At 42.7% G+C, this 12,889-nt stretch carries 14 protein-coding genes and 1 pseudogene; 12 read left to right on the top strand and 3 right to left on the bottom strand.

Annotated features, from left to right (window positions below; translation table 11 throughout):
- Positions 1-66: 66 nt before the first annotated feature.
- Complete coding sequence (locus I5J82_RS15795) at positions 67-213, top strand: lmo0937 family membrane protein (protein WP_137791095.1); 147 nt, start codon at positions 67-69, stop codon at positions 211-213.
- A 223-nt stretch (positions 214-436) separates the two neighbouring features.
- The gene (locus I5J82_RS15790; protein WP_198768658.1) at positions 437-2,104 is read left to right on the top strand and encodes a M4 family metallopeptidase; all 1,668 of its coding nucleotides are present in this window, start codon (positions 437-439) and stop codon (positions 2,102-2,104) included.
- 58 nt (positions 2,105-2,162) lie between these two features.
- On the opposite strand, the gene I5J82_RS15785 is transcribed toward I5J82_RS15790, so the two are convergent.
- Positions 2,163-2,777, bottom strand: coding sequence for a DUF3298 and DUF4163 domain-containing protein (locus I5J82_RS15785; protein ID WP_198768657.1), 615 nt, complete (start codon positions 2,775-2,777; stop codon positions 2,163-2,165).
- Positions 2,778-2,971: 194 nt separating this feature from the next.
- Between I5J82_RS15785 and spoIID the strand changes: the two genes are divergently transcribed.
- From spoIID to I5J82_RS15735, 10 genes and pseudogenes are all read left to right on the top strand, one after another.
- Complete coding sequence (gene spoIID, locus I5J82_RS15780) at positions 2,972-4,012, top strand: stage II sporulation protein D (protein ID WP_332873666.1); 1,041 nt, start codon at positions 2,972-2,974, stop codon at positions 4,010-4,012.
- Positions 4,013-4,198: 186 nt separating this feature from the next.
- A complete protein-coding gene (gene spoIIQ, locus I5J82_RS15775; protein ID WP_198768655.1) occupies positions 4,199-5,173 on the top strand; it encodes a stage II sporulation protein SpoIIQ in 975 nt (324 codons plus the stop codon).
- Entirely contained in the window at positions 5,160-5,393 is a 234-nt protein-coding gene (locus tag I5J82_RS15770; protein WP_198768654.1) for a hypothetical protein, read from the top strand. Before spoIIQ ends, I5J82_RS15770 begins: the two co-directional genes overlap by 14 nt.
- A 314-nt stretch (positions 5,394-5,707) precedes the next feature.
- The gene (gene spoIIID, locus I5J82_RS15765; RefSeq protein WP_007203593.1) at positions 5,708-5,974 is read left to right on the top strand and encodes a sporulation transcriptional regulator SpoIIID; all 267 of its coding nucleotides are present in this window, start codon (positions 5,708-5,710) and stop codon (positions 5,972-5,974) included.
- Positions 5,975-6,169: 195 nt separating this feature from the next.
- Complete coding sequence (gene mreB, locus I5J82_RS15760; RefSeq protein ID WP_198768653.1) at positions 6,170-7,165, top strand: rod shape-determining protein; 996 nt, start codon at positions 6,170-6,172, stop codon at positions 7,163-7,165.
- 378 nt (positions 7,166-7,543) lie between these two features.
- Positions 7,544-8,377, top strand: coding sequence for a flagellar hook-basal body protein (locus tag I5J82_RS15755; protein WP_198768652.1), 834 nt, complete (start codon positions 7,544-7,546; stop codon positions 8,375-8,377).
- Between the two features lie 12 nt (positions 8,378-8,389).
- Positions 8,390-9,217 (top strand): flagellar hook-basal body protein, encoded by an 828-nt coding sequence (locus I5J82_RS15750; protein ID WP_198768651.1) that lies wholly within the window; start codon positions 8,390-8,392, stop codon positions 9,215-9,217.
- A gap of 15 nt (positions 9,218-9,232) precedes the next feature.
- Positions 9,233-9,520, top strand: coding sequence for a DNA-directed RNA polymerase subunit beta (locus tag I5J82_RS15745; protein ID WP_233096507.1), 288 nt, complete (start codon positions 9,233-9,235; stop codon positions 9,518-9,520).
- A gap of 137 nt (positions 9,521-9,657) precedes the next feature.
- Positions 9,658-10,083, top strand: coding sequence for a 3-hydroxyacyl-ACP dehydratase FabZ (fabZ, locus tag I5J82_RS15740; RefSeq protein WP_066398842.1), 426 nt, complete (start codon positions 9,658-9,660; stop codon positions 10,081-10,083).
- 137 nt (positions 10,084-10,220) lie between these two features.
- A pseudogene (locus I5J82_RS15735) lies at positions 10,221-10,897 on the top strand (HAD family hydrolase).
- 59 nt (positions 10,898-10,956) lie between these two features.
- Here the strand turns inward: I5J82_RS15735 and I5J82_RS15730 are convergent.
- Both I5J82_RS15730 and I5J82_RS15725 read right to left on the bottom strand, forming a co-directional pair.
- Positions 10,957-12,393 (bottom strand): 4-hydroxyphenylacetate 3-hydroxylase family protein, encoded by a 1,437-nt coding sequence (locus I5J82_RS15730; protein WP_198768650.1) that lies wholly within the window; start codon positions 12,391-12,393, stop codon positions 10,957-10,959.
- Complete coding sequence (locus I5J82_RS15725) at positions 12,386-12,853, bottom strand: cysteine dioxygenase (RefSeq protein ID WP_198768649.1); 468 nt, start codon at positions 12,851-12,853, stop codon at positions 12,386-12,388. The genes I5J82_RS15730 and I5J82_RS15725 overlap by 8 nt, the downstream gene beginning before the upstream one ends.
- Positions 12,854-12,889 lie beyond the last annotated feature (36 nt).

The following is a 12,889-nucleotide window of genomic DNA, read 5'->3' as shown; positions in this document are numbered from 1 at the left end:
GCGTATTCGGGAAATCTAAACCATATACTTATACTTTTTTTATTTTATGGAAGGGATGTCGAACTCATGCTTTGGACCATTATCGGAATACTAGTCGTACTTTGGTTATTAGGTGTCATTTTTAAAGTAGCTGGCGGGATCATTCATATTTTACTTGTAATCGCCTTAATCGTTTTTGTTTTAAATTTTATTAAAGGCCGAAAATCGAAATAGCTGTAAAAGCTGGCTTTCATAGCCAGCTTTTTTTATTGATCAAGTTAGTCTTTTAACTCGAATAAACACGAAAAAACAGTTCCTAATACCTGTTTTTTGTTTTAAAATTTTGTAGTTAGTACGATATAATCAAAATTTTAAGAATAGTTTGAAAATAAAATAAAAGGTGCTATTATAAATCCACTGGCTTTAAAATTCATGAAGCAAAGGGGATTGGGAAGGGATGAAAAAGCAATTAACTCTATGGGGATTAGCACTTGGTCTTGCAGTAAGTCCGTTAGCGGTAGGACAAGCATCGGCGGAGGCACCTGTTAATGTTTTATCAACAAAAAAAATGAACAGCTTAACGGGTACACCGTCGTTCGTATCTGGAAAACTGTCTGAGGCGTCTTCAAAATCAGCAAAGGAAGTTGTTTTTAATTATCTTCAAAAAGAATCAAAAACGTTTAAATTAGGAACTCAAAAAGCAGAGGATTCATTCACGGTTAAGTCTGTTACAAAAGATGAGTTAGGCAGACAATTGGTGCGAATCCAACAAACTTATAAAGGTGTTCCAATTTGGGGCTCCACACAAGTAGCGCATGTTAACGAAAAGGGAGAGCTCGTTGTATTTTCAGGAACGGTTACTCCTGATCTTCAAAGTAAGCCTGGGTTAAGCTTCGGCAAAAAGATTACAGCTGCAAAAGCAGTAACCGTAGCGGTTAAAGACCTCGGTTTCACGCCTGAATATGAAGCAGATCCAACTTCTGAACTTGTTGTGTATACAAATGGAGATAAAGCGAATTATGCGTACTTGGTGAATCTAAACTTCTTATCGCCTGAACCAGGTAACTATAATTACTTTGTAGATGCTGTAACAGGCAAAATCTTAAACTCTTATAACGACTTGGACGAAGCACATGGTGATCATAAAGCGCCGCCAACGGGTGGAGGAACATTAGTAGGTACGAATGCGATTGGTACAGGAACGGGTGTCCTTGGCGATACGAAGTCCCTGAACACATTATTATCGAACGGTACGTACTACCTGCAGGATAACACGCGAGGAAACGGCGTATTTACATACGATGCGAAGAACCGTCAGCAGCTTCCTGGCACACTATGGGCCGACGCTGATAACAAGTTAAACGCGACCTATGACAGAGCAGCTGTAGATGCTCACTATTATGCTGGTGCAACGTACGATTATTATAAAGAAGTCTTCAACCGCAACTCGTATGACAATAAAGGAGCAGCATTAAAATCAACGGTTCACTATGGCCGTAGCTATAACAATGCGTTTTGGAACGGACAGCAGATGGTATACGGTGATGGCGATGGATCGACGTTTGTATCATTGTCAGGCGGATTAGATGTTGTCGCGCATGAATTAACACATGCTGTAACGGATTTCTCATCTGATCTGATCTATCAAAACGAATCGGGTGCGTTGAACGAAGCGATGTCCGATATTTTCGGTACGTTAGTCGAGCACCATGAAAATAACAATCCGGATTATGAGATCGGAGAAGATATCTACACACCAGGAACGCCAAATGATGCACTTCGTTCGATGAGCAATCCGGCAAAATATCAAGATCCTGATCATTATTCGGTTCGCTACACAGGAACGGGCGACAATGGTGGAGTGCACATCAATAGCGGTATCATCAATAAAGCGGCATACTTGCTGGCAGTTGGTGGAACGCATTATGGTGTAACGGTTCCGGCAATCGGCAATCAAAAAGTAGGAGCGATCTACTACCGAGCAAACACGGTATACTTAACAGCTTCTTCAAACTTCAGCCAAGCAAGAGCGGCTCTTGTTCAATCAGCATCTGACCTTTATGGAGCAACATCTCCAGAAGTAGCAGCGGTTAAAAAATCGTATGATGCAGTTGGCGTGAACTAAATTTAATGCGAAAACCCTGATCTCTAAGCGTGGAGGTCAGGGTTTTATTGTTGTCTTTTTATAACCCATTCACAGCCATTTTACCAAGTGGTCCGTTTTCATCAATGATGTTCTGCAGATCGAAAACGGAGATGGGGAACATGGGAAATCCATATACATAAGCGGTAATTTCATATAGCTGAAAATAAATCACGAGCGACTTGTCGGCAATGTAAAAGTCTTGATCAGGCCGTATGCTTTTGAACGGTTCGAGTGTGTCGATCTGCCTCGATTTCAGCTGTTCTTTAATATGGCGGTTAATAACCTCTACATAATTGCTTCCGGATTCGAACAGATCTTTTAACTGATACGTTTTTCCGGTAGAAAGATCCCACGTCTCTGATTTGATATACGTCATTCCATGAGCGGCCATGGGTGTATAAGCAAAATTTAAGAAACCGATGGATAGGATGTTCTTTTCGTTCGTTTTAACAGCAAACTCTCCATACATGCCTGGACGAGCCTCGGGATTCTGATAATTCGCGAGCTGCTCGTTGATCTGAACGATTCTTCGGTTTACTTGCTGCTGAATACGAGGGTTGATCTTGCCTTCGATCTGCGGATAGTAAATCTTAATATTGCCAGGTGCATACGTGAGCGTACGAACCAAAACAGGCTGCTGAAAACTGTCCATGCTGTTCACCCTTTCAAGCATTTCATCTCTCTATTTTATGCGGCGGTTGGCCTGTATCAGTCCCTGAAGCAAAACTTGTAAATGAAGATTGTAAGGAGCTCATTTCAATTGTAAAAATGCTAGTTTCGAGTTCTAAATGCCCCTCTTTTTGTATAAGTTGTATGGTAGATAACAATCTAGGAGGGCATTGGAACGTGAATGTAAATATCAAGCCGCTGATTTGGATTCTAGCTATTTTTGTCGCTATCATCGTCCTTCTCCCGACGATACTCGTACTACCATTTTCGTCAGAACCTCCTGAATGGAAAGAAGAGAAGGCTGCGCGTCCATCTGAGAGAGTGCTAGCTTTAGAAGTCCCTCATTCTGACATCGTCGTGCCTGTTTTCAGAAAATCGATGGATACGGTTCAGAACATCCCGTTAGAGGAGTATGTGGCGGGAGTGGTCGCTTCTGAAATGCCCGCAGACTTTGAGTTAGAAGCGCTGAAAGCACAAGCGCTGACCGCACGAACGTTTATAGTCAAAGCTCTACTAAACCGCGGCAAAGATGATAGTCTGCCAGAAGGAGCAGTCGTGTCAGACACGGTGATGCATCAAGTGTACAAAGGAAACGAAGAGCTAGAGACCCTTTGGGGAGATGACTTTAACAAAAAAATAGAGAAGATCATCAAGGCAGTCTCTGAGACAAAAGGACAGATCCTAACGTATGAAGGAGATCCGATCCAAGCAAGTTTCTTTTCCACAAGCAACGGCTTCACAGTGAATTCCGAGGACTATTGGAAAAACGAATACCCTTATTTAAGAAGTGTAGAAAGTCCATGGGATAAAAAAGAATCTCCGAAGTACACAGAGACCATCCAGCTGCCTGTCAGAACGGTAGAGCAGAAGCTCGGCGTTTCACTAACAAAGGACGGTCAGATCGGAAAAGTGGTAGCCACAACGAGCGGAAAACGAATTGGCAAATGGGCGATCGGTAAAAAAGAGTTCACTGGAAAAGAAGTGCGAGAGAAGCTGGAGCTACGGTCGACTGATTTCCAGATGAAGAAAAAAGGAAAGCAAGTTACCGTGACAACACGAGGATATGGTCATGGAGTGGGACTGAGCCAATATGGTGCGAACGGAATGGCAAAGGAAGGTAAGACGTACAAAGAGATCGTAAACCACTATTACAAAGGGATTGAGATTGCAGATTATAAACCGATTGCTGACAAAGGGCTCGCGTATCAGCCTCAGTAAATTGCGTGGAAATTGTAGGGGGTCTGACCCGGGTCAGACCCCCTCTTTATAGTTTTGAGGAAACCGCTAGATGTTATAAGGCATTCGGCGGTTTTTTGTATTGTCGAAAGAAATCTTCAAAAAAGTTTTGCACGAAAGTATATATTTTCAGAATTCTGTTCAAACTTGTTGCTGAGGTGATGAAAAATGAAAGAAGAAGAAAAACAAAACAAAAAAACAGTACCGATGAAAGGTAAGAGTGCTATGAAAAAACGTTGGGTTTATCCTGCAGTATACTTAAGCTTTGCAGCAGTCATTCTAACTTCTGTTCTATGGTATCAAAACGATGCGAAGAATACGGAGAATAATAATACTCCAGACAGCGCATTAGAGGACAATGGAGCAGCAGTGCCTGTATCCCTAACAAAAGAAGTTTTCCAAATGCCAGTTGCTGAACCTGAAGCCATTGAAGTTGTAAAAGATTTCTTTAGCCCGGAAGCACCAGCTCAAGAACAAGAAGCAGCCCTTGTATTCTATAACAATATTTACTACCAAAACCGTGGTATCGACTTAGCGACTGCTGATAACAAAGCATTTGACGTAACAGCAGCATTAAGTGGTAACGTTGTAAAAGTAGCAAAAGATCCTGCACTAGGGTTCGTAGTAGAAGTAGAGCATGACAAAGGTGTAGTCACACACTACTCATCACTTGCTTCTGTATCTGTTAAGCAAGGTGACCAAGTGAAGCAAGGCGCAGTTTTAGGACAAGCTGGTGAGAACGCATACGATACAGATGCGAAGATCCACGCACACTTCGAAGTTCGTAAAGACGGAGAAGCAGTCGACCCAGTGATGGCTTGGGACCAATCTGTTGCACAACTTGCAACCGCTGTTGATGACTCTCGTAAAGAGATGAAAAAAGCGGAAGAGAAAAAAGCAGCAGAAGAGCAGAAGAAGGCTGAAGATAAAAAGCCTGCTGAAGAAAAGAAGCAAGCACCAAAGGCTGAAGACAAAGGTTCTAAAGATACAAAGGACACAAAGGATTCTAAAGATACAAAAGATACAAAAGATATGAAAGACACGAAAGATGGCAAAGATGCCAACCGTGAGCAAGAATCATCATCTCAATCGGCAGAAGATACGAATGCTCCTGCAGCAGACGACTCTGGTGCTAACGAATAATAGCAAAAAGGAAGCTGTCTCGGTTCAATCCGAGGCAGTTTTTTCATTTTTATACAAGCCTAAACCATTTATCGGTGAAACATTCCTCTTTTCAGGTGGTCACGATTGCATCACCGGTGTAACGAAGCCGTTCTCAGGTGGTCACAAACGTTTTACCGGTGAAAAAAGCACGTTTACCGGCGAACGTGTCATACATATAAAAACACGTACAGTAAACTAAAGTTTTCTTTCCTTCACAATTATTAAATAACTTAATTTTCCAACTGTTTATGCAGGTTTTTTCACAAATATGGACATTTCCCCTTGTCCCAGTTGAGATTTAGGCATATAACGAAAACTTGGTTAATAAGATGTTACAAAACCTACAATAATTCAATTGAGGGTGAGCGGTGAGAAATCGTACTATGGCTGCGGTGGAAAAAGGGGAATGGAAGCAACACTTATAAGCCGAAGATGACAACGAAACTTGTCACGTAGCTTGTTCATACAAGTCTCTATCGCATCTCTCACATCCATTTTAGGGAGGCGAGTGGTGTGCACGATTACATCAAAGAGCGAACCATCAAGATAGGACGGTATATCGTGGAGACAAGAAAAACAGTCCGCATGATCGCAAAAGAATTCGGGGTTTCCAAAAGCACGGTGCATAAAGACCTCACCGAGCGGCTGCCTGAAATTAATCCTGATCTTGCAAACAACGTAAAAGAGATCCTCGAATACCATAAGTCCATCCGCCACTTGAGAGGTGGAGAAGCGACTCGCGTAAAGTACAAAAAAGGCACAGAGGAAGTTGTTCAGTAAGTTTATGATGAATAGGGATACGAGATGAAATGATATTACATTATGTGCCGCATCGTTCCAGTGTCTAATAATTAATTTTTGACAATATTTCACCTTGTTCGACAGACTTGTGATATAATGATAAATTGGATAGAACTTCGATTTTTTACTAAAAATGTCATTATATCGTATGGATGTTAACAGGGAGGATATAACATGTTTTCAAGGGACGTTGGAATTGACCTTGGTACCGCTAATGTACTGATTTATGTAAAAGGAAAAGGAATCGTGCTCGATGAACCATCTGTAGTTGCGATCGACACGAATACTGGAAAAGCACTCGCTGTAGGAGAAGAAGCCCGCCGCATGGTAGGCCGTACGCCTGGGAACATCGTGGCGATCCGTCCGTTAAAAGATGGCGTAATCGCTGACTTTGAAGTAACCGAGCAGATGCTGAAACATTTTATTAATAAGATTAACGTAAAAGGCATGTTTGCCAAGCCTAGAATCTTGATCTGTACACCAACGAACATTACGTCCGTTGAACAAAAAGCGATTAAAGAAGCTGCGCAAAAGTGCGGAGCGAAACATATTTTCCTTGAAGAAGAGCCGAAAGTGGCTGCAATTGGGGCGGGGATGGATATCTTCCAGCCGAGCGGCAATATGGTTGTGGACATCGGTGGTGGCACAACTGACATTGCGGTCTTGAGTATGGGAGATATCGTTACGTCCTCTTCTATTAAGATGGCTGGGGACAAGTTCGATACAGAAATCCTTCAATATATTAAAAAAGAGTACAAGCTGTTGATCGGTGAACGTACGGCTGAAAACATTAAGTTGAACGTCGCTACGGTTTACGAGCGTGACGAAGAACTCGAGATCCGCGGACGTGACATGGTATCAGGACTTCCACGTACGATTACAGTAGGTTCTAAAGAAATCCAACGCGCATTGATGGAGCCGGTGATGGTTATCGTTCAAGCGGCTAAGAGCGTGTTAGAAAAAACGCCGCCTGAATTATCCGCTGACATCATCGACCGTGGAATCATGCTAACAGGTGGTGGAGCGCTTCTTCACGGAATTGACCAGCTGTTTGCAGATGAATTAAAAGTACCTGTGTTGATCGCAGAAGAGCCGATGAGAGCAGTTGCTCAAGGAACAGGCTTAATGCTTGAACATATGGATAAAATCGCGAAAAGAAAAGTGTTTTAATGAAGGAATGCTGCCCGTATTGGGTGGCGTTTTTTTGTATGAAGTAAGGTTAAGATCTGTAAAGCAATATGGGCATCGGAAAATAGCTTCTAAGCCCTAAAACGAACTTTATAGGCCTTCAACATATTTTAAAGTCCCTCAAATTATTTTATCGGCCTTCTAATGAATTTATAGTCCATCAAAAATTTTTATAGGCTTTTCGACAAACAAACGCGCGTCACCAGCTCCACGGCCACTCCACCATCTCTGCCACAATTTCCTCATCATGAAAAAGGAATCTCACAATTTTTGCAGAAATCTATTAATAATTGTAAAAAACTGTCGATAAAACGGATGAGACATTTTGTGTCCAGATTACAAATACAGGAGGAATACTCCGTGTTAAGAGGCTTCTATAATGCTGCAGCCGGCATGCTGGCACAGCAGCGCAAACAAGAAATTTTAACAAATAACATGGCGAATGCGAATACGCCTGGATATAAAGCGGATAATGCGAGTCTGCGCACGTTCCCAACGATGCTGCTTCAGCATATGGGAGAAACAGAAATGAACGGAAAAAAATTGCCAAACAATTATCCAATCGGACCCGCGGCACTTTCAACAGGTGTTTACGTGCAGGAAACAGCACCTAACTTTCTGCAAGGAGACATGCGCGAGACGGGGATCAAAACGGATATGGCTCTTCTTCAAGGACAAGTTCCGCTTGACCCGGAAACAGGAAAGCCCGGCGGACTCTTTTTCCGATTGAACGTGAACGGTGAAGAGCGTTTTACGCGAAACGGCCATTTTTCAGTGGACGCAGAAGGTAGTCTTGTAACGCCGGAAGGATATTATGTGCTTGGAACAGATGGCAACCCGATAACGGTGAGTAGCGATAATTTTACAGTGAACAAAGACGGTACGGTGCTCGATAACGGTGCAGTTGCGGGGCAGATTGACGTTGCGTACATCACCAACCCTAACGATCTGGTAAAAGAAGGCACAGGCTTGTTCAGGCTAGATGGAAACGGGAATGCGCCGAGTGCGCTTGGAAATCCAAACATCACATACAACGTGCAGCAAGGTTTTGTAGAACGGTCGAACGTGAACACCGAACAGACGATGACAGAGATGCTGACGGCTTACCGTGCGTTTGAAGCCAACCAAAAAGTACTTCAAGCTTACGACCGAACGATGGAAAAAGCATCGAACGAAATTGGCCGAATCGGCTAGGGGGATCCAAACATGAACCAGTCTATGATTTCAGCAGCAGTAACGATGGGGCAGCTGCAACATAAGCTCGATACCATCTCAAATAATATGGCCAACAGCACGACAAATGGCTATAAAAGACGCGAGGCCCAATTTTCGGATATTCTTTTTCAGCAGATCAATAGTGAAGCATTGAATCCGACAGAAGCGGGTCGTCTAACGCCAAACGGAATTCGAATTGGCAGCGGAGCGCGTGTGTCCTCAACTGCACTCAGTTTAGAAGCAGGCACGCTGCAGCAAACTGGACGACTTCTTGATGTAGCGCTCACACAGCCTAGCTTTTATTTTCAGGTATCTGCGATAGATAACAACGGAAATGAATCGCTGCAGTTTACAAGAGACGGCGCGTTCTATTTGTCACCGTCTGCTAACAATCCCAACCAGATGGAACTTGTAACATCAGAGGGCAATAAAGTAATGGGCGTAGACGGACCGATTACGATTCCAGCTGACCATAGCAAAATTACCATTGGACAAAACGGCCAAGTTTCGGTAACGTTAAATAATGGAGCGATTGTTGAATCAGGACAGCTAGCGATTGTAAACATAGTTCGGCCGCAGCTGATGTTATCTGTTGGACAGAACTTGCAAGCGCCACAGGACATTCCGTTAAATCAATTGATAGAGGAAGTAAATGCTGGAGCAGGTAACTTCGTTCAGCAAGGTGCACTCGAATCCTCGAATGTAAACATCTCCACGGAGATGACGGAAATGATTCAAACACAGCGTTCTTATCAATTTAATGCGCGTTCTCTTACAATTGCTGACCAAATGATGGGGTTAGTAAACGGGCTTCGCTAAATGAGGTAGGTTTGTATGACGAATAAGATGCAAGAGTTGAATAAAAACGAAAAACCGAAAACACAGCGTTACCAAGAGAAAGAAACGTCTTCTAAAGAAGAGAAGAAACAGTGGTACCAACGCCAAACGAAAAGAAGCTTTCCGATCTGGCTGCGTCTTCTGCTTCTTGTCTGTGGCATCATCGTCTGCTTTGCTGTTGGTACAATGGTTGGCTATGGCGTGATTGGTGACGGTAAACCGATGAACGTGTTTGAAAAAGAAACATGGACACACATCATCGACCTTGTAGAAAAAGATGCGTAAAGATATAATAAAAAAACAATGACATTGCATGAAAGTCATTGTTTTCTTTTGATGTAAAATTAGTACCAGGTAACAATACCAAGTATAATAAAAATAGATCATAAACCATGAGTAAAAAAGAAAGGTGATGTTCGTATATGTTAACGATTGAAGAAATCAAAGAAATCATTCCACACCGTTATCCGTTCTTGCTGATTGACCGTATCTTAGAAGTAGAAGAGGGAGAGCGCGCTGTTGGGATCAAGAATGTTACAGCGAACGAAGAATTCTTCAACGGCCACTTCCCAGAGTACCCAGTTATGCCAGGCGTTTTAATCGTCGAAGCACTGGCTCAAGTAGGGGCAGTCGCAATGCTGAAAAAAGAAGAAAACCGCGGACGTCTAGCATTTTTCGCAGGCATTGATAACTGCCGCTTCAAAAAGCAAGTCGTACCTGGAGACCAGCTTCGCCTTGAAGTTGAGATGACACGTGTACGAGGTTCGATCGGTAAAGGCAAAGGAATCGCAACCGTTGATGGCCAAGTAGCCTGCGAAGTCGAGATCACCTTCGCACTAGGCAAATAGGGGTCTGACCCCACACAATTATCATAAAAGCTTGAAATGGAGTATTCCCCTAGGGTGTATGTCCTATTTCAAGCTTTCTTTTTATGCTATTTTTATTTTTAGCTTCAAAATAAGACTGTGAAGGAGCATAAATCATGATGAAGAATTATGAATATATCTTGTTTGACCTAGACGGCACTCTTTCTGATCCTAAAATCGGTATTACAAAATCTGTTCAATTTGCCCTCAAGAGAATGGGGATCACAGAAGAGAACCTTGATCACTTAGAATCTTTTATCGGGCCACCGCTTCAACAATCTTTCTCAGAATTTTATACTTTAACGAACCACAGATTCAAACTGCCATCACGCACTATCGAGAAAGATTTAAAGACATAGGCATGTACGAGAATACACTTTACGAACATATTTCTTCACTTCTTCAAGAACTGAGTGATAATGGCCATACATTAGTTATCGCAACTTCTAAACCTACTGTCTTTGCTGAAGAAATCTTAAATTATTTCAACATCCACCACCATTTTGACCTAATCGTTGGCAGCAATCTCGATGGAACACGTACGAGTAAAACAGAGATCATCCAACACATCCTCCACCATTACAACGACCAACCAAAGAAATCGTTCATCATGATTGGTGACAGAAAACATGACATGATTGGGGCGCATAACACAGGTATCGATTCAATAGGAGTTACTTACGGGTATGGTTCAATCGAAGAACTTACAGAAGCAAACCCTACTTATATGGTTAAATCTGTCACTGAATTAAAGAAACACTTGTTAAGAAACGGAACTATTCAAGTCCAGAGCTAAACAAAATAAATCCGGATAAGATGACGGACGTTACATTAATATATATAGTTCGCCAATCATCACAAATACAAATCAATCATCTTCCTAAGAGCCGCTTTATCGTACCCCATATACTGAGCGGCTTTATTACGGATGGGATCGCCGGCATAGAAACGCTCATACAATTCGTGTCTCGAGCCTAACGAACTGCCTATCAAATCCCACGCCAGTTTAAATAACTTAGTTTTTTCCACTGCATCCACGTCTTTACCCCTATAGTACTTTTCCAACAGATGGCCGATCGGTCCGTCGAAATCTGCGATAACAGACGGCGTTTGAATGAATCCGCCTGCTCCGATCAGCTGCAATAATTCGATCGCGCGCGGATAATACGTGGTGCCGAGATTTCTTGCTGTTTCAATAAACGAAAAATGAGGCAGAAAAATACCTTGATCATTACACTTACCCGCCGATTCACTCCCAATGACAAGCCCTTTGATCGTTTCACTCTGCATAAGGAGTTCACCTAATTTTTCTTGTACGTGCAAATACTGATTGGCTCCGATGCTTTCTGCGATTGCATGCCCGATCGCAACAGTGAACTCCAATTTTACTTGAAGACGAACAATCGCTTGATGATAGGCAAGAGCGTTTGCAACAGAATCATTTTTAAACTGCCAAACCGCATCAGGATTTTCATACAATAATACTCTCTCCCAAGGAATCAATACATCATCAAAAATCAAAACCGCGTCCATCTCATCATAAGCGGAACTAAGCGGATAATCAGTGCGCGCCACATTGCCAGAATCAAAACCCGCTCTGCAAATCATATGCAAGCCCTTGCTGTTCGCCGGAACGATCAGTGCCGATGCCAACGCTTTCTCCTTTTCACCCCACTTCGCAACAGGAAACACAATCAGATCTTGAGAATACGGAGCGGCTGTAGCGATCATCTTGCCACCACTCACATACACCCCTTCGCTCGTTTTTCTTGTGATACGAAGTAGACCGAGCTCTTCTGGATTCACCTCACCACCCGCACTGCGATTAATCTGTGGATCACGCTGAACAACCGTTAGAAAACGGTGCTCAACTCCAGCTGTTTCATAATACGTTTTTATCTTTTCTGCAAATTGCTTATCGTAAGCGTCATATGCCGATCGGTTCGCATACCATCCTGTTATACGGGATCTGGCATAGTCAGACAAACGGCTCATCACGCCTGAAGTCGCTCTGCTCCAAGCTTCAAAAGCGATCCTTCTTTTTAGCAGATCATCCTGTGAATGAGGAACTAAAAAAGACGTGTGTATGCGTTGCGCTTGACCTCTAACATGCTGTACCTCGCTAACCTTATCCTGATTCTCAGCACAATCCATCATATCGAATAAAGAACTGATCGTAGATAATGTGCCAGCAAAATGAGGATCTGTCGTAACATCTGTCACACGACCGTTCAGCCACACAGAACGAGCATCTTTTAAGCTATGAATATAGTGTTCACCATATTTACTCATGAGGCTTGTACACCTTTCCGGTCCCGAGTGGAGGAGAATAGATATGAAGAGTCACCGTTGCCGAGAATGTAGGATTGTACATCGCGTGCGTCGTATCTCCCTCGACAGAAAACAGCTCACCTTTTGGGTAATATTCACTTCTTTCATAGCTCACACCATCGTTTCCCTTTCTGTACAAAAGATTCAATACAGAACCTTCTACCACATAAATCCATCCCGAAGAGAATCCATGATCATGCACGAGTGTTTTTGAGAAAGGAGGTAAAAAGACTAATAGCACCTCAACACGTTCATTTTTAAAAAGAACATTCCTTCCATATTCTAAATCCTGTGGAGTTGATAAATGTTTCTCTACATCTTGAAAAGTAGGAGAGAGCTGTAGCATGATATTCGCTGCATTTGCTCTATCTATGTCCGAAACCGTGCTAAACACACGCTCGATTTTTTGTAAAATATCCAACTTCCATTTCCCCCTTGCTGCCTTTGACGACATTGT

Origin of the sequence: Fictibacillus halophilus, assembly GCF_016401385.1 — a bacterium.
GTDB lineage: Bacteria > Bacillota > Bacilli > Bacillales > Fictibacillaceae > Fictibacillus > Fictibacillus halophilus.
This window is presented reverse-complemented; position numbering and strand designations above follow the sequence as displayed.